This is a genomic window from Galbibacter sp., assembly GCF_048266365.1.
Taxonomy (GTDB): domain Bacteria; phylum Bacteroidota; class Bacteroidia; order Flavobacteriales; family Flavobacteriaceae; genus Galbibacter.
This window is the reverse complement of sequence record NZ_JBLWZP010000005.1, coordinates 242850-258688: the sequence shown is the minus strand read 5'-3', so window position 1 is coordinate 258688 and position 15839 is coordinate 242850. Positions and strand designations below refer to the sequence as shown.

Sequence of the window (15839 nt, the reverse complement as noted above, 5' to 3'; positions counted from 1 at the left end):
TAATCCGATACATTCCACGTCTTTCAATATCTCAAATAGTCCGTAGATTAAAACAACAGTCTACAAAGTTAATATGGCAACAACACCCTGTATCTTTACAAAAACAATTTTGGCGTAAGCGTACTTTTTGGTCAGATGGGTATTTCGTTTGCGCTATTGGCGAGGCTAGTCCAGATACCATAGGTCAGTACATACTTTCAAAAGGTTAGTGTGTCGCTTACATCCCATTCACGCTAAAAAGCGATGAATGAGTTTTACGCTACGTTTCATAAAAATACGATCTGTTTTTCCACCTAAAAAGAAATAGTTAAATTTGCCGTCTAATTAACTATTTCGCGCATATGAAAACTATAGAAGATTTTAATTTTAATAATAAGAAGGCTTTAATTCGTGTGGACTTTAACGTGCCTTTGGATGGAGAATTCAACGTTACGGATGCCACTAGGATCGAAGCTGCTAAGCCTAGCATTATAAAAGTATTGGAAGAAGGTGGAAGCGCCGTTCTAATGAGTCATTTTGGGAGACCAAAGGGACAGAGAAGTGACGCGTTATCTTTGAAGCATATCTTGGCTAAGGTTTCAGAAGTTATTGGAGTTGAAGTTAAGTTTGTCGATCAATGTGTCGGGAAGGATGCCGAGAAGGCTGTTGAGGAGCTCAAAGCTGGAGAAGTTTTGCTGCTGGAAAACTTGCGTTTTCATTCCGAAGAGGAAGCAGGAGATGAAGCTTTTGCTGAAGCGCTTTCAAAATTGGGTGATATTTATGTGAATGATGCTTTTGGAACTGCCCATCGCGCACATGCTTCTACAACAATAGTTGCAAAGTATTTTGGCGATAATAAATGCTTTGGTTATTTACTGGCCAAAGAAATTGAAGCTATAGCAAAAGTGATGGAGAGTGGAGAAAAACCGGTGACTGCAATCCTTGGAGGATCTAAAGTTTCTTCTAAAATCACCATTATTGAAAATATTTTAGACAAGGTGGATCATTTGATTATCGGTGGTGGAATGACCTATACTTTTATCAAGGCTCAAGGCGGTAAGATTGGTGATTCTATCTGTGAAGATGATAAACAAGAGTTGGCGCTTCGTATTCTAAAGGATGCTGAGGCCAAAGGTGTTAAGGTACACCTTCCAGTAGATGTGCTTGCTGCAAATGACTTTAATAACGATGCTGACACCCAAATAGTTAACGTGAATGAGATTCCTGATGGATGGCAAGGTCTTGATGCAGGCCCAAAAACCTTGGAAAACTTTAAACAAGTAATTCTTGAATCGAAAACCATCCTTTGGAATGGTCCTATCGGTGTATTTGAAATGCCTTCTTTTGCAAACGGGACTACTGCCATCGGAAACTATATCGCTCAGTCTACCAAAGAAGGTGCTTTCTCACTAGTTGGAGGAGGTGATTCTGTAGCTGCCGTAAAACAGTTTGGGTTCGAAGATAAGGTGAGCTATGTTTCTACAGGTGGAGGTGCAATGTTGGAGAGTTTAGAAGGTAAAACACTACCAGGAATTGCTGCGATCCTGAAATAAGAAAGTTACCCTTAGATACATAAAATTCAAAAGTCTTCTGTTAAATCGGAAGACTTTTGTTTTTTAACACTTTTACCGTGTCTTATTTTGAAAAAAATACGATTTTTACGAATCGTTCTAAAAAGTATTAAATTTCAAAAGATTCATGAAGTACATTTTTACAACCTTGCTTGTCAGTTTCATTGGGCTTGTTGGGTTTGGCCAAAAGCAACTACCTACCGAAATAAGCATTCAACAAGCTAAAGACAGCCTTGCAATTACAACTGCGGACGCTGTTGAAGAACAAAACGAATTGTTTTCTAAAATAGACACAGTAATTGTAGATGGAAAACACCAAAGAATAATTCAAGACAGCAGTCTTTATGCCTTAAAAGATTATTCAGAGGCCGTAAAAGTAGATCAATTGCTTTTGGAAGAATTTTTACATTCTGGATTATACGATACTATTTATAAAGATATTTCAAATTTAAATTACGAGTATATCGATTATGTGGACTTGCCCACCGATACGCTTAAAGCACGTTTGGCAAAACTAGATCAAAAGACACCTTTTAATGTCGCTTATAACGAGTCTTTGGAGAGTGTCATTAAAATGTTTTTAAAAAATAAACGTGAGTTTCTAACCAGAGTCATGGCTAGAAGTAAATTTTACTTTCCATTGTTTGAACAAATGATGGACCGTTATGACATTCCCCTAGAGATCAAATACCTTGCAGTTATAGAATCTGCCTTGAATCCAAAAGCAAAATCTAGAGTAGGTGCTACGGGATTATGGCAATTTATGTTTACCACCGGTAAAGCCTATGGTTTGGATGTTAGCAGTTATGTTGACCAGCGAAGCGATCCTGTTAAATCAACTGAGGCAGCTGCAAAGTATCTAGCAAGATTGTATAAGATATTCGGAGACTGGGATTTGGCATTAGCAGCCTATAATTCCGGACCCGGAAATGTAAATAAAGCAATTCGAAGAAGTGGAGGGTACACCAATTACTGGAATCTCCGCTCTTACCTGCCTCGAGAAACTGCCGGATATGTCCCTGCATTCTTAGCTACCATGTATATTATGGAATACGCCGAAGAACACGGGTTTGAAGACTTTGCGAGCACTGAAGCAGGTTATTATTTTGAAACGGATACCGTTCAAGTAAAACAACTTATCAGTTTTGATCAAATTTCAGAAATGTTAGAGGTTGAAATGGATGTGGTCCAGTTTTTCAATCCGTCTTATAAGTTGGATATTATTCCCTTTGTGGATGACCAGGCCTATACTCTGAGATTGCCGGTGACAGATATTGGGCGATTTGTAGCTAATGAAGACACTATCTATTCAAGAGTAGCTCAAGAGTTGAACAAACGAGAAAAAGCATTGCCACAATTAGTGGAAAGTAGTAACCAGATACATTATCGTGTAAAAAACGGGGACTACTTGGGTAAAATTGCTGAGAAGTACGGGGTTCGCGTTAGTGAAATTAAACGTTGGAATGGACTTCGCAACAACAATCTGTCGATTGGACAACGACTTAAAATCTATTCTAAACAGCCCATAGCGAGCACAACTAAAAAATCTTCCCGATCCAGCGCTGAAAAGGAATACATTGTTAGAAGCGGGGATTCTCTTTGGAGTATATCTAAGAAATTCCCTGGCGTCTCTGTTAAGAATCTTCAAGAATGGAACAATATTAGTGGTAGTAAATTAACTCCTGGCACAAAACTTGTGTTATGTAAATGTTAATGAAATACAAAAACCTAAGATAATGAGACATTTTTTAATTGCGCTTGTGGTGCTGCTTTCTGTAGTATCTTGTGAGGAGGATAGTAAGAAAAATTATTTGCCGGACTCCGTAGGTGCCATAAACACGCTTTCTGTTGTGATTGATAATGAGTTGTGGAAAGGTGCTGTAGGCGATACAATTAGAAAATATTATGCTGCTGAGGTTATAGGTTTGCCTTGGGTTGAACCTTTGTTTTCTATTCATCAAATGCCGTACGAGGTTTTTACCGGTTTTACACGATCCAGTAGAAATATTCTAATCGTACAAAAGGACACTGCAGTGGTTACCGGATTAAAGACAGACTTATATGCAGAGCCACAAAAAGTAGCTATTATTCAAGGGCCTACGCCTCAAGTCATTACGGAAAAAATAGCGAGTACTGCTGAAAAGGTTATTGCAGCTTTCAAAAAGAATGACATCGAAGAAAGTCAAAAGCGATTCACCCGTTCTTTGAATAGAGAAACGGATTTGCAAGAAAAGCTTGGAATAGCACTTACTATGCCTTCAGTATACAAAATAGCAAAACAAGAAAATAACTTCTTCTGGATAGAGCGACAAATCCCAAAAGGGACGATGAACATTTTAGTTTATGAGATGCCGCTTAGTAGTATTCCGGAAGATTCCACACGTGTTGAGTCTATTGTGAAGATGCGAGATTCTATAGGTAAAAAATATGTACCCGGAAGAGAAGAAGGAATGTACATGATTACGGAAAAGGCGTATGCTCCATATGTGTTCGATGCTGAGATTGCTAATAGATCAGCCATTGAAACCAAAGGAATGTGGGAGGTTAAGAATTTTACAATGGCAGGACCCTTTGTCAATTATATAGTGGAAGATGTACCCAACAACCGTTTGGTAGTTTTGGAAGGGTTTACATTTGCTCCCTCTACCAATAAGAGAGATTATATGTTTGAGTTAGAAGCAATTCTAAAAACACTGAAATTCAAGGAAAAGACGGTTGCTAAGGTGGAGTAAATATCAGATTGTGCGGTATGCCGCTTAAACCATAAATACATAAAAAAGCCTATTCACTTATTAAAGTCAATAGGCTTTTTTATCTTATAGATAATGTAACCAAAACCAATACTACGGTCTGATTAGTTTTCTTTAGTTTGCTCAGTTTTTCCAGTTTCCTCTTCTTCTTTGGTGGCATCCTTAAACTCTTTGATACCGCTTCCAAGACCACGCATTAATTCAGGTATTTTTTTACCGCCAAAAAGCAATAGTACCAAAATTACTACAACAGCTATTTGCCATGGCCCTACAATTCCTAGTAAAATGTTCAATGCTATCATTTTGATTAAATTTAGAAAACAAAGGTAATAAGAAAAGTAAAAGTAAATACATCTTTTATCTTAAATTATTACTATTAACAGGAATCTTTTCAATCTTCTCCCTAAGAATTAACAAAGAGGTTGCGTTAAAAAAACACAAATTTCCGAAAATCGGGATCATGCTATTTACTGAATAATTATATTTGCTCTTCATGGAGAGAAGAATTAAGAAAAGAAAACAAATTAAAAGGAAGTTACTTCACAAGTATCGTCTGGTTATTTTGAATGAGGACACTTTCGAGGAGAAACTCTCATTTAAGCTGAACCGACTCAATGTGTTTGTGCTAGGAACTTTATTTTCTGTTTTTATCATTGCCTTTACGACACTCTTGATTGCATTTACGCCTCTGCGCGAATACATTCCTGGCTATTCCTCCACCAAACTCAAAAGGGAAGCGGTGGATCTGACTTATAAGGTGGACTCTTTAATGGCCTCATTACGGGCGAATGATTTATACTTTGAAAATATTCAAAAGGTACTCAGAGGAGAAATCACTACAGAGAAGATCAACAAAGATTCTATATTAGAAGCTTTTGCAAGAGATACCATGCAGTTGAATGTTAGCCCAAGCATACAAGATTCTCTATTGAGGGCTGAGGTGGCTACTGAAGATAAATATAATTTGTTTTCTGGTTCCGCAGCGGATGGGGATATCGTACTGTTTCCACCTGTAAGTGGAACCTTATCTCAAAAGTACAATGCAAAGGAGAGACATTATGCTGTCGATATTTTGGCTCCTGAGGACAGTCCAATTAAATCAGTTGCAGATGGAATTGTGATTTTCGCTGAATGGACTACCGAGACAGGCTATGTTTGTATTATTGAACATAACACAGGTTTAATATCTATTTACAAGCATAACTCTTCTATAAGTGTACATCAGGGAGATCTGGTAAAAGCAGGTCAAGTTATTGGAATAATTGGAAATACCGGGGAACTTACCACAGGCCCTCATTTACATTTTGAACTCTGGAGCGAAGGTTATCCAGTTGATCCTATTAATTATATAGACTTTCAATAGCGTATGTCGTTAAAAGCCTTTGCCGCAAAAATATTAGCACGTTCAGTTCATAAAAAAAATCGGACTTGGATTGAGAATCCTATTCAAAGTCAAGAAAAAGTGTTGCGGGATTTGATAAAATCGGCAAAAAACACCGCCTTTGGTAAGGATCATGGCTTTGATCAAATTGAAAATTATCAAGACTTTAAACAGCGCGTTCCTATTCGGGACTACGAGGAGCTAAAGCATTACATAGAACGGGCTGTTAAAGGAGAAGAATCTGTGCTTTGGCCAGGTTCACCACACTACTTCGCAAAAACCTCCGGTACGACATCAGGTGCTAAGTACATTCCGATTACCAAGGAATCCATGCCATTTCATATCAAAGCAGCAAAGGATGCGATATTAAATTACATTCACCAAACAGGCAATGCTGAGTTTGTTGACGGTAAAATGATTTTCCTTCAAGGAAGTCCAATTCTTCAAGAGAAAAACGGTATTAAATTGGGACGTCTTTCTGGAATAGTGGCGCATTATGTGCCCTCCTATTTACAGAAAAACAGAATGCCAAGTTGGGAGACTAACTGTATCGAGGATTGGGAGACCAAGGTAGATGCAATTGTAGAAGAAACAGTTAAAGAAGATATGACCGTGATAAGCGGTATACCTTCTTGGGTTCAAATGTATTTTGAACGTATAAAACAAAAAACCTCCAAGGAGGTCGGTGAAGTTTTCAAGAATTTCAATCTTTTCATTTACGGTGGGGTGAACTTCGAACCCTATCGCGCTAAGTTTGAAAATCTCATTGGAAGATCTGTAGATTCTATAGAGCTCTTCCCTGCTAGTGAAGGCTTTTTTGCCTATCAGGATCTTCAGAACGAAGTAGGAATGCTATTGCTGGTTGATGCTGGTATTTATTATGAATTCGTAGAGGCAGATCAATTTTTCGATGATAATCCTACTCGAATCTCTCTAGAGTCTGTAAAGTTGGGCGTGAATTATGTGATGTTGATTTCAACCAATGCAGGTCTATGGGGTTATAATTTAGGAGACACTGTGGTTTTTACCTCTATAAAGCCTTATCGCATTATCGTCTCCGGCCGAATTAAACACTTTATTTCTGCCTTTGGAGAACATGTGATCGCTAAAGAAGTAGAACAAGCGATGAAAATTGCATTGGAAAGTTGTAAGGCTACCGTTAATGAGTTTAGCGTCGCACCGCAAATTACACCACCCTTAGATGAACTTCCATACCATCAGTGGCTTGTAGAATTTGAAAATCAACCTAAGGATTTAGAGTCTTTTGCTGTGCTTTTAGATCAAGCTCTTCAACAGCAGAACAGCTATTATTTTGATTTGATTCAAGGGAAGGTATTACAGCCTTTAAAAATTCATTGTCTTGCCAAAGACACCTTTAAAAAGTATATGAAATCTAAAGGTAAACTCGGGGGTCAAAATAAGGTGCAGCGACTGGCCAATGACCGAGCACTAGCAGATGAACTGCTAAAAATCTCCAATGCCTAAACGATTAAAGGGTGAATTTTCCCCTTACTACGCTGGTTTAGCGCTTAAATGTATGGATGTCTGTAAAAAATAGTTATTTTTATAAAGAACTTGTAATTTTGTACGGTAAAATACCATATGAGTAAAATTAAATCAAGAACAAGAGCTCAAGAAGCATCAGGAGCTATTGAAAGAATGTACATCGCGATGCGCCATCTTTTTAATAGAGGCTTTTATAAACCGATGGGGATCTCCGGGGAAACTTTGAGAGAATCTTTGTTGGAACTTCGCCCTGAAATTTATGGAACCGTTGCGGAATCTAAAACGGAGCTCAATGGACTTGTGTATATCTTAGACAGACTACCCATAGGGATTGAACAATGTACCTATATAAACCTGACATCTGAAGAAGGTTATAGAAACTCCAGTTTTGAAATCATTGTTCCGCCTAAGAGAAGGCGAAACTGCTATCGCATAGACGAGCATCAAATGAATGTTGAAATAACCAGAGGCCGCTCGGATATCTATGACATACTTACCCACCTTACCTTCCTTTTTATAGAATCTGAGAAAATAGCACAGAGTGTTTATATAGAAGAAAGAGGTGTTGCCAATCGCGATTGGATAAAGCTTGAAGAGGCTGCGCTAAAATCTAAACTCAGTAAATCGGAACGTGAAGTTGCCTTAAGTCATACGGCCAGTATTATAGGAAGAACCTTTGAGGAGTGTTTGGCTGCGCACAAGGTATTTTCGTTGAAAAGCAATCCTGAACGATTTTTGAAAATCATTTATTGGATGGGTAAAATTGCCCTCGAAGAGTTGGTTGAAGGGCATAAGAGATCCATTACCTTTAGTCCTGTTTTAAGAGAGCGCCTAGGACATCACATACATGGTGAAATTTGGGCCAATAAGATTAAGGATGTACTGATCAAAAACGATTTAATTCATCGCCCTATACATCTGATCAGTGCCAATATGCACTCGGTGATGAATAGTTTGTTTGCTTCAGCGGTATTGAAGAAAGAATTTGCGAATAAGAAGGATCCGTACGATGTCTTTGAACTCCTGAGTCAACCTGAAAACAATCAACTTAGAGCCAAAGTGAAAGACTTTGCGCTGAAGAGCGGAATGATCGAAGTTGACGACCGATCAGGTACAAATATTGATGTGCAAATTTTTGATACCGCAAAAATTGATTTTGAGAAAATAAATTTTACTTTTGAAAAAAATAAAAATCAGGAATATCCGATTTTATTTGTAATGGATTACGCCTTTGGGGAACAAGCCTATGAGACTATAGATGAGTTTCTTAAGCCTTATAAAACTGGCAAGGAACGTATTTTTCTTAACATGGATTCGATTTCAATAATGGGGAAAGCCGGGATTTTAGAAGGAGGTAAAGGCGATTTAATGATCCCAAGTGCACATATTTTCGAGGGAACGGCTGATAATTATCCGTTTAAAAATGAACTTTGTGCAGAAGATTTTAAAGGACAAGGGCTTGAAGTTTTTGAAGGAACGATGATAAGTGTATTGGGAACTTCCTTGCAAAATAAAGATATGTTGAAGTTTTTTTACGAGAGTACTTGGAATGTTATTGGTTTAGAAATGGAAGGTGCTCATTATCAAAAAGCGATACAAGCGGCATCTAAGATTCGAAAAAGCATTACCTCTGGTGTAAAAGTGCGCTATGCATATTATGCCTCGGATAACCCTTTAGAAACCGGTAGTACATTAGCCTCCGGAGGTTTGGGAATAACAGGTGTAAAACCGACCTATTTAATTACGAAGAAAATATTACAACAAATCTTTAAAAATAACGAACTAAATTAAACGTATAGATATGAATGATCAGATTCCATCGAATCAAGCCCCAAAAAATACAAATTCGGAAGAAATTGATCTTGGGCAATTGTTCAAACTGATTGGCGATGGTTTTAAAAAGCTTTTCAATTTTATTGGCAGTATTCTTAATGGAATTTTCGGAGGGATCATTTCATTTCTACTCTTTATACAGCGGCACTTCATAAAATTTGTGGTTGCCGGGGTAGTAGGAATTGCTGCAGGGATTGCTTTGGATATGAGCAAGGAACCGGTGTATGTTTCTACTATGGTGGTGGAGCCAAACTTTCAAAGTACGCAACAGCTTTACAACAACATTAATTTCTACAACGAACTTACACGTTCTGAGGATTCGGTAGCTCTAGCAGAGGCTTTGGGGATCGAGGTTGCTGAGGCAGCTACTATTAAGGAATTTGCCGTTGAATCGTATTCTGATGAAAACCAGAAAGTAAAACTTTTTGATGAATTTATTAAATCCTTGGATACAACCACCAGAAAGGCTATTGATATGGAGTTGTTCTTAGAGAATTTTAACTCTTTTGATGCTAAATATCACAACATTATTGTAAAGGCTACCAACAGTATGGTGGCTAAGAAATTGCAAGGCCCTATCATTTCATCAATATCTTTTAACCAATACTTTTTAAATCTAAAAAACACCCAAACGGAGAATATTGAGCTTCAAAGGAATGTTTTGGCAAGCCAAATGTCTGAGATTGATTCATTACAGCAACTTTATAAAAATGTTATGATCAAGGAGGCTGACAAACCGCAACAAGGGACAAGTATTAGTTTAGGAGACCAGGGTATTGCACAACAATCAAGAGAAATGGATCTTATCAATAAGATTGACAATATTAAAACAGAATTGGTATCGCTCAATCAATTGGAAGCTAGTAAATCCAATATCCTTAATGTGATTTCTGATTTCCCGAGAAGAGGGGTAGAAAATAAAGGACTTTTAAACAGCTACAAATTTTTAATTCCGGTATTACTAATTGGATTACTATTGTTCACCCTATCAGTATTGGAATTAAATAAATTCTTGAAGCAGTACAATGAGAGTCGAGTGGAGAAGTAACAATCGGATCTAGAATAAATGCATATACTTCTATAGTTGGAAGTACGATAATTTTTCCAGGATGATCCTACTAAAATGCGTTTTCAAATGCGTTTTTTAGTAGGATCTTTTGGTTTCAGGTTCTTGGCGTTGTCCAGGGATTAAACGCGGTTTCCTGGCCCTTAAGCTATTGAACTTAATTATACCCGTATTTCAAGTGGGATAGGATCGTTGAAGTCCCCTTGGTATTATTTTTAATACGCAGAAGGGTACTGTTGCGACGATGTGATTCCTATTTGATTTAGAAAATGATTTGCATTCTTTTGTTCTATAATTCAGTGGTAAGTAGAGTGTTTCATCCTCAATATGCCATTAAATCGTGATTTATTTCATTTTAATGCTTTGGTGCTGTGCAGAGTGCCTAAAATAATAAATTTAATTTGAACATATAAACTATATGTGAGCTATAATACATAACTTTACCACAGCTTAATGTTTGTATGATATAACAGATCTAAATTTGTTTTTAATTTGCATATTAATATTTCCCCCCAAAAATATTGAAATATTAAGTAAAACTAATGTAATGTGTTCGATGGTGACCTACTACACGCCATTAAACGAAAATTCGATTAAAACCTAAATTAATAATGCTGCGAATATGTTTACTGTTAACACTTTTTGTGTTGGCGAATTCGTGTGCGTCTAAGAAAGATATTCTCTATGTTCAGGATATAGTTGGCGCGCAAAGTCAAATCTCTGCCTCCGCGTATGAGACCACGATTAAACCTAATGATCTTTTAACGATTATTGTTTCTGCGGATGATCCATTATCAGCCGCTCCTTTTAATTTACCTATTACACCTTCGTACTCCTCTAATGGGTCTCAGATTAGTACGGCTCAACAGTTACAGACGTATTTGGTTAATGCTCAGGGAACTATTTCTTTTCCTGTATTAGGAACCGTTACTATTGCTGGAAAGGAAAGAAGTGAGGCCGTAGATTTTCTTGAACAACAGTTAAAAGAGTACATCAAAAACCCTATCGTTAATTTGCGAATTGTCAATTACAGTATTTCTGTATTGGGAGAGGTAAGTAAGCCTGGGAATTTTACTATCAACGATGAAAAGATCTCATTATTGGAAGCCTTGAGTATGGCCGGTGATTTAACCATCTACGGAAAGCGCGATAATATTCTCGTCATTCGCGAGTCAGGAGATGACACCAAAATAAACTATCGTGTTGACCTGACAAGTTCAGATTTTATAAACTCCCCTGCCTATTATTTGCAACAAAGTGACATTGTCTATGTACAACCAAATAATGCACAGGTACAGAGTTCAACCTACAATAGAAATACACCGGTTTATATCTCTATCGCCTCTGTGTTAATCTCCCTAGTTGTCCTACTAACTAATTAATAAACAAATGTCACAATACACCACCCCGGTATCAGTTAACGACGAAGACGAAATTGACCTAGCAGAATTATTCAAAGTAATTCAATCCAAATGGAAACTCATCCTTATTGCTTTAGTTGTTTTTGCAATTGGCGGGTATATCATCGCTAATTTATTGCCAAATCGGTATCTTACTAAGACCACAATACTTATAGAAGAGAATACTCAAAAGGACCCCTTTAGTCAATTACAGGGGATAGAATCCTTAGATATTTTCAGTGGGTTTTCTTCTGATTTCCTTCAAAATGAAATAGAAATCCTAAAGTCAAGAAGGATTCTTGGAAACGTTGTCGACAGCTTGGATTTAATTGTTGCGTATTTGCATGACGATACCTTTGTACAAATCCCATTACAACCTAGAGCAGTTCCTTTTAAAGTAGAGGTGGGATATTTGTCTTTAATCAATACTGATGTTGATCCTAACCTTAGTATTCGACTCAATAGGGACGGAACAAGCTTTACGCTTTATTCTGAAGAAGGCGAGAGGACCTTTGATTTAAATACCAGAATTGAATTGGGTTTTTGCGAGATCACAGTCACTGAAAATCCACTATTTCGCACTAACGGCGACAAAGCGTATTTTACTACCTATGAAGTCCTCTTGCGTAGGAGATCAGACGTGATAGATGAGCTGATTAAAAACGTAGGAGTCAGTATAGTCGAAAACAGCTCTGTTTTGGCAATATCAATGGAGAATACATCAGTAGAAATCTCCGAGGAAATCCTCAACAGCATGGTTGTTTTTTACAATAAGAACGCTATAAAAAACAAAAATGCTATTTCTTTAAATACGGCCCGATTTATCGAAAAGCGATTGCGAATCATCAGCCAGGAGCTTGACTCCGTTGAGCGTAGTAAGGTGGATTTTAAGAGTACCAATAAGTTGACTGATATCGCTTTTCAGGCGGAACAATTCGTAGAGCATATTTCTGAAACCAAGAAAAAGGAACTGGAAACCCTTACAAAATAGAGTTGGTTAATTCCATAATAAGTGAATTAAGCAATAATAGCAATAGCTTGATTCCGACTAATATTGGTATTGATAATGATGATATCAATACGATTATCAGCACCTATAATACCATGGTATTAGAGATAGAGCAGCTGCGTGTTGGTTCTACCGATAAAAACCCAATGGTAATCGAGCTCGGTTCCAGAATTGAAAAGACAAAATCGAATATTATTGAAAGTTTAAAGCTCTATACCTCTTCTTTAAATATTTTACTTCAAGATGTACAACAGCAGGAATCAAGATTGGATAGCAAAGTAATGGAGATTCCACAACAAGAAAAGGATTTCCGGTTTATAGAGCGTCAACAAAACATCAAGGAGGCACTTTATCTATTCTTACTTAGAAAGCGAGAAGAGGTCTCTTTAATCATGTCCTCTCAAGCTACCATGGCCAGAACATTAGATGTGGCGTATACACCATTTGAACCGATTTTCCCAAATAGAATTCTTTTAACTGCGGGCTCAGGTCTTGTTGGTGGTTTTTTGGTAATGGTATATGCTTTTATTTGTTTCTTTTTACGAAATAAGATAGAAACCAAAGCTGAATTAGAACACATTATTGGTAATATTCCTGTGTTAGGGGAATTACCTAGCATTAAAAAGGATGCTCTAAAGGTCATAAACAATGACGACCGTTCCATTATGGCGGAGGCACTGCGGGTGGTTCGTAGCAACTTGTCTTTTTTATACATCAAAAAGGAAAACAAGAGTGCCGCTACTAAAATATTGGTAACCTCAAGTGTTAAGGGTGAGGGTAAAACCTTAACGGCAACAAACCTGGCCATTATTCTTTCCAACGCCAGCAAGAAAACCTTGTTATTAGGGATAGATTTAAGAAATCCACAGATATCCAACCAAATCAAAGGGACTGCTATAAAAGTTAAGCATTTGGGGCTTGTAGATTACCTTAAAGCTACCGGAGAAAAGGATGTTTCAAAAATCACTTCTTACCGTTGTATAAACGAATATTTGGACATTATAACCTCTGGTCAAATTCCGCCAAATCCGGCAGAACTTCTGATGGACAAAACAGCTTTAGATAGCTTCTTTGAGCAAGTGGAGGATAAATATGACTATATTATTCTAGATTCCGCTCCACTGATGTTAGTGGCAGATTCATTAGAACTTACGCCTTATGCAGACCTTACCATATGTATGGTGCGAGCAAATTACACCAAAATTCAGGACTTAAAAGGTGTATTGAGCTTATGTCAACAAGGTAAAATTAAAAACCCTACCTTTTTGCTGAACAATGTTGAAATGAAATATATTAAATACGGATATGAATATTCGAATTAGATATTCGGCTGGCCCTTATCTACGTTAGCTTAAGGAAGACAAAACCTTCATTAAGCAGTGCCAATCAAAAAAAAGGTATAACCTAAAAAACCCTATTGCTGAGCCATAGGGTTTTTAGTATATTATAATTGACTATCGACTATTAAATCATCGGTTGATAATCGTCTTTCTCCTCTTGGTCGAATTTTTTCATTTGACCCATCCAATAAAAGAATGCGGCAAATCCGATTACTATAAAAAGCACATTTACAATATTGGATAGCCACCAACCGTGAGTAAAGCGTAATCCCTCCATAGGAACTAATAAAACGTTCTCAAATAAATCCTGAATCCCGTAGAAAAAGTCTCTCATCAGTAAAAGATATATTAAATTTACAGCACAAAAATACAAAAACCTGTCATGATATCAAGCATTTTTGAAAGAACTAATCCTTTAAACTTTATAATCCTCTTTTTGTATTTGATTTTATTCTTATTGTTACGTCAGGTGCTTTCCTCTGATTTTGTTTTGGATTCGACCATGATCTTTCATTTGCTGAAATGCTCAGCAGTTGTTTTCTTTTGCGTGATTATGGTGGACTTTATTGTTCGAAAAAACGAATTGACACAACGAAACTCCTATGCGTTGTTCTTTTTTGTCTTACTTTTTTGCCTGTTCCCTAATATTTTTATGGAACTCAATGTATTGTTAGCACATTTTTTTCTACTCCTTGCCTTTCGTCGCTTAGTGTCTATCCGTTCCAATAAGGACGTAGAAATCAAAATATTTGATGCTACGCTCTGGATCCTAGTGGCAACTTACTTTTTTAACTGGTCACTGTTGTTTATTTTTCTGGTATTTTGCACCATGTTCCTCTATAAAAAGAACGACTATAGAAATATGCTTATTCCATTTGTCGCTCTTTTTACTCTGGCCATACTGGGTTTTACCTATTTCTATTTAACAGATCAACTCAGTCAAATGACTCAACTTTTCAATTTTCAAGTAGATTTTATTTTTGAAAAATATAGCAACCTGAGCTACCTGGTACCATTGTTGTTTTTACTAATTATGGGTGGATGGGCCTGTGTGATGTTCGCCTTTAAAAAACAGAGTAAATCTTTTAAAACTCGTGTGCCAGGAATCTTATTAGTCATTAGCCTAATTACTGCCGTTGCTGTAATATTGATTTCAGAAGTCACCAATACCTCAGAGGTGCTTTTTATGTTGTTTCCGTTAGCGGTAATACAAGCCAGGTATGTTGAGAGAGTTAAGATAAATTGGCTTAAGGAAACGATTTTGTGGTCCTATATCTGTATGCCTATACTGGTGTTATTTTTGTGATTTTTCACCGTATGCAAGATCCCCTGCATCTCCCAGTCCAGGTACGATGTATCCCCTTTCGTTGAGTTCCGGGTCAATATCCGCTATCCAAAGATGTGTCTGTTTTGGAAGTTGCTCATCTAGAAAATCAATCCCAGGTTGAGCTCCAATGACGGATAAAATATGAATCGCTTTGGGTTTACCTAGTGATTCTATGGCCTTATAGACAGCTAAAAGTGAACGTCCTGTGGCAAGCATGGGGTCTGCAAGGATTAAAATTTTATCCGTAAAATCCTGGGTGGCCATATATTGGACCTTAATTTCAAAATCCACCTCAGAACTGTGTTTTCGATAGGCGGAAACATAGGAAGAGTCAGCGCGATCTAAATAATTTAAAATACCCTGATGGAGGTTTAATCCAGCTCGTAATATGGAACAGACGACAATTTCATCAGCGAGGTGGAAGGTCTTCTTTTGACCAAGAGGAGTGGTAATACTTTTTTCTGAATAGTTTAACGTACTGCTTAATTCCAGACTTAAAACCTCTCCAATACGCTCAATATTCCGTCTAAAGCGCATACGGTCTTTTTGGATGGTAACATCTCTAATTTCTGCTAAAAAATGATGAAGAATAGAGTGTTTATGACCTAGATGATGTACCTGCATATGCGTTGTTTTTTGCGCTAATCTCCTGCAAATTTAGGGAATTCTAGTCATAT

At 37.2% G+C, this 15839-nt stretch carries 15 protein-coding genes; 12 read left to right on the top strand and 3 right to left on the bottom strand.

Features of this window, described 5'->3' with window-relative positions; all coding sequences use genetic code 11:
* The 4 genes from tnpA to ACN0TV_RS10190 all read left to right on the top strand — a co-directional run.
* On the top strand, positions 1 to 209 hold a 209-nt coding region (gene tnpA, locus ACN0TV_RS10205; RefSeq protein ID WP_417362685.1), incomplete at its 5' end, for an IS200/IS605 family transposase.
* 132 nt (positions 210 to 341) lie between these two features.
* Entirely contained in the window at positions 342 to 1532 is a 1191-nt protein-coding gene (locus tag ACN0TV_RS10200; RefSeq protein WP_417362683.1) for a phosphoglycerate kinase, read from the top strand.
* Positions 1533 to 1677: 145 nt separating this feature from the next.
* Positions 1678 to 3264, top strand: coding sequence for a LysM peptidoglycan-binding domain-containing protein (locus ACN0TV_RS10195; protein WP_417362682.1), 1587 nt, complete (start codon positions 1678 to 1680; stop codon positions 3262 to 3264).
* A gap of 22 nt (positions 3265 to 3286) precedes the next feature.
* A complete protein-coding gene (locus tag ACN0TV_RS10190; protein WP_417362680.1) occupies positions 3287 to 4282 on the top strand; it encodes a DUF4837 family protein in 996 nt (331 codons plus the stop codon).
* Between the two features lie 122 nt (positions 4283 to 4404).
* Here ACN0TV_RS10190 and tatA read toward each other — a convergent pair whose 3' ends face one another.
* Entirely contained in the window at positions 4405 to 4602 is a 198-nt protein-coding gene (tatA, locus tag ACN0TV_RS10185) for a twin-arginine translocase TatA/TatE family subunit (protein ID WP_417362678.1), read from the bottom strand.
* 191 nt (positions 4603 to 4793) lie between these two features.
* Between tatA and ACN0TV_RS10180 the strand changes: the two genes are divergently transcribed.
* The 7 genes from ACN0TV_RS10180 (at position 4794) to ACN0TV_RS10150 (ending at position 13817) form a co-directional block, all read left to right on the top strand.
* A complete protein-coding gene (locus ACN0TV_RS10180) occupies positions 4794 to 5663 on the top strand; it encodes a M23 family metallopeptidase (protein WP_417362676.1) in 870 nt (289 codons plus the stop codon).
* Positions 5664 to 5666: 3 nt separating this feature from the next.
* Positions 5667 to 7166 (top strand): GH3 auxin-responsive promoter family protein, encoded by a 1500-nt coding sequence (locus ACN0TV_RS10175; protein WP_417362675.1) that lies wholly within the window; start codon positions 5667 to 5669, stop codon positions 7164 to 7166.
* A 117-nt stretch (positions 7167 to 7283) separates the two neighbouring features.
* Positions 7284 to 8978: a DUF6909 family protein gene (locus ACN0TV_RS10170; protein WP_417362673.1), complete on the top strand. Its 1695-nt coding sequence runs from the start codon at positions 7284 to 7286 to the stop codon at positions 8976 to 8978.
* A gap of 10 nt (positions 8979 to 8988) precedes the next feature.
* Positions 8989 to 10068, top strand: coding sequence for a hypothetical protein (locus ACN0TV_RS10165; protein WP_417362671.1), 1080 nt, complete (start codon positions 8989 to 8991; stop codon positions 10066 to 10068).
* Positions 10069 to 10697: 629 nt separating this feature from the next.
* Positions 10698 to 11468: a polysaccharide biosynthesis/export family protein gene (locus ACN0TV_RS10160; protein WP_417362670.1), complete on the top strand. Its 771-nt coding sequence runs from the start codon at positions 10698 to 10700 to the stop codon at positions 11466 to 11468.
* 7 nt (positions 11469 to 11475) lie between these two features.
* Positions 11476 to 12477, top strand: a complete 1002-nt coding sequence (locus ACN0TV_RS10155; RefSeq protein ID WP_417362668.1) for a Wzz/FepE/Etk N-terminal domain-containing protein — start codon at positions 11476 to 11478, stop codon at positions 12475 to 12477.
* 2 nt (positions 12478 to 12479) lie between these two features.
* Positions 12480 to 13817, top strand: coding sequence for an AAA family ATPase (locus ACN0TV_RS10150; RefSeq protein WP_417362666.1), 1338 nt, complete (start codon positions 12480 to 12482; stop codon positions 13815 to 13817).
* 142 nt (positions 13818 to 13959) lie between these two features.
* Here the strand turns inward: ACN0TV_RS10150 and ACN0TV_RS10145 are convergent, their stop codons facing one another.
* A complete protein-coding gene (locus ACN0TV_RS10145) occupies positions 13960 to 14169 on the bottom strand; it encodes a DUF6341 family protein (protein WP_417362664.1) in 210 nt (69 codons plus the stop codon).
* 48 nt (positions 14170 to 14217) lie between these two features.
* Between ACN0TV_RS10145 and ACN0TV_RS10140 the strand changes: the two genes are divergently transcribed.
* On the top strand, positions 14218 to 15141 hold the full coding sequence (locus tag ACN0TV_RS10140; protein ID WP_417362662.1) for a DUF6427 family protein: 924 nt from the start codon (positions 14218 to 14220) through the stop codon (positions 15139 to 15141).
* Here the strand turns inward: ACN0TV_RS10140 and upp are convergent.
* The gene (upp, locus tag ACN0TV_RS10135; RefSeq protein WP_417362660.1) at positions 15130 to 15786 is read right to left on the bottom strand and encodes a uracil phosphoribosyltransferase; all 657 of its coding nucleotides are present in this window, start codon (positions 15784 to 15786) and stop codon (positions 15130 to 15132) included. The genes ACN0TV_RS10140 and upp overlap by 12 nt on opposite strands.
* Between the last annotated feature and the right edge of the window lie 53 nt (positions 15787 to 15839).

Coding starts and splice junctions, on each gene's coding strand:
- ACN0TV_RS10200 (WP_417362683.1), top strand. CDS start 342: ATGAAAACTATAGAAGATTTTAATTTTAATAATAAGAAGGCTTTAATT.
- ACN0TV_RS10195 (WP_417362682.1), top strand. CDS start 1,678: ATGAAGTACATTTTTACAACCTTGCTTGTCAGTTTCATTGGGCTTGTT.
- ACN0TV_RS10190 (WP_417362680.1), top strand. CDS start 3,287: ATGAGACATTTTTTAATTGCGCTTGTGGTGCTGCTTTCTGTAGTATCT.
- tatA (WP_417362678.1), bottom strand. CDS start 4,602: ATGATAGCATTGAACATTTTACTAGGAATTGTAGGGCCATGGCAAATA.
- ACN0TV_RS10180 (WP_417362676.1), top strand. CDS start 4,794: ATGGAGAGAAGAATTAAGAAAAGAAAACAAATTAAAAGGAAGTTACTT.
- ACN0TV_RS10175 (WP_417362675.1), top strand. CDS start 5,667: ATGTCGTTAAAAGCCTTTGCCGCAAAAATATTAGCACGTTCAGTTCAT.
- ACN0TV_RS10170 (WP_417362673.1), top strand. CDS start 7,284: ATGAGTAAAATTAAATCAAGAACAAGAGCTCAAGAAGCATCAGGAGCT.
- ACN0TV_RS10165 (WP_417362671.1), top strand. CDS start 8,989: ATGAATGATCAGATTCCATCGAATCAAGCCCCAAAAAATACAAATTCG.
- ACN0TV_RS10160 (WP_417362670.1), top strand. CDS start 10,698: ATGCTGCGAATATGTTTACTGTTAACACTTTTTGTGTTGGCGAATTCG.
- ACN0TV_RS10155 (WP_417362668.1), top strand. CDS start 11,476: ATGTCACAATACACCACCCCGGTATCAGTTAACGACGAAGACGAAATT.
- ACN0TV_RS10145 (WP_417362664.1), bottom strand. CDS start 14,169: ATGAGAGACTTTTTCTACGGGATTCAGGATTTATTTGAGAACGTTTTA.
- ACN0TV_RS10140 (WP_417362662.1), top strand. CDS start 14,218: ATGATATCAAGCATTTTTGAAAGAACTAATCCTTTAAACTTTATAATC.
- upp (WP_417362660.1), bottom strand. CDS start 15,786: ATGCAGGTACATCATCTAGGTCATAAACACTCTATTCTTCATCATTTT.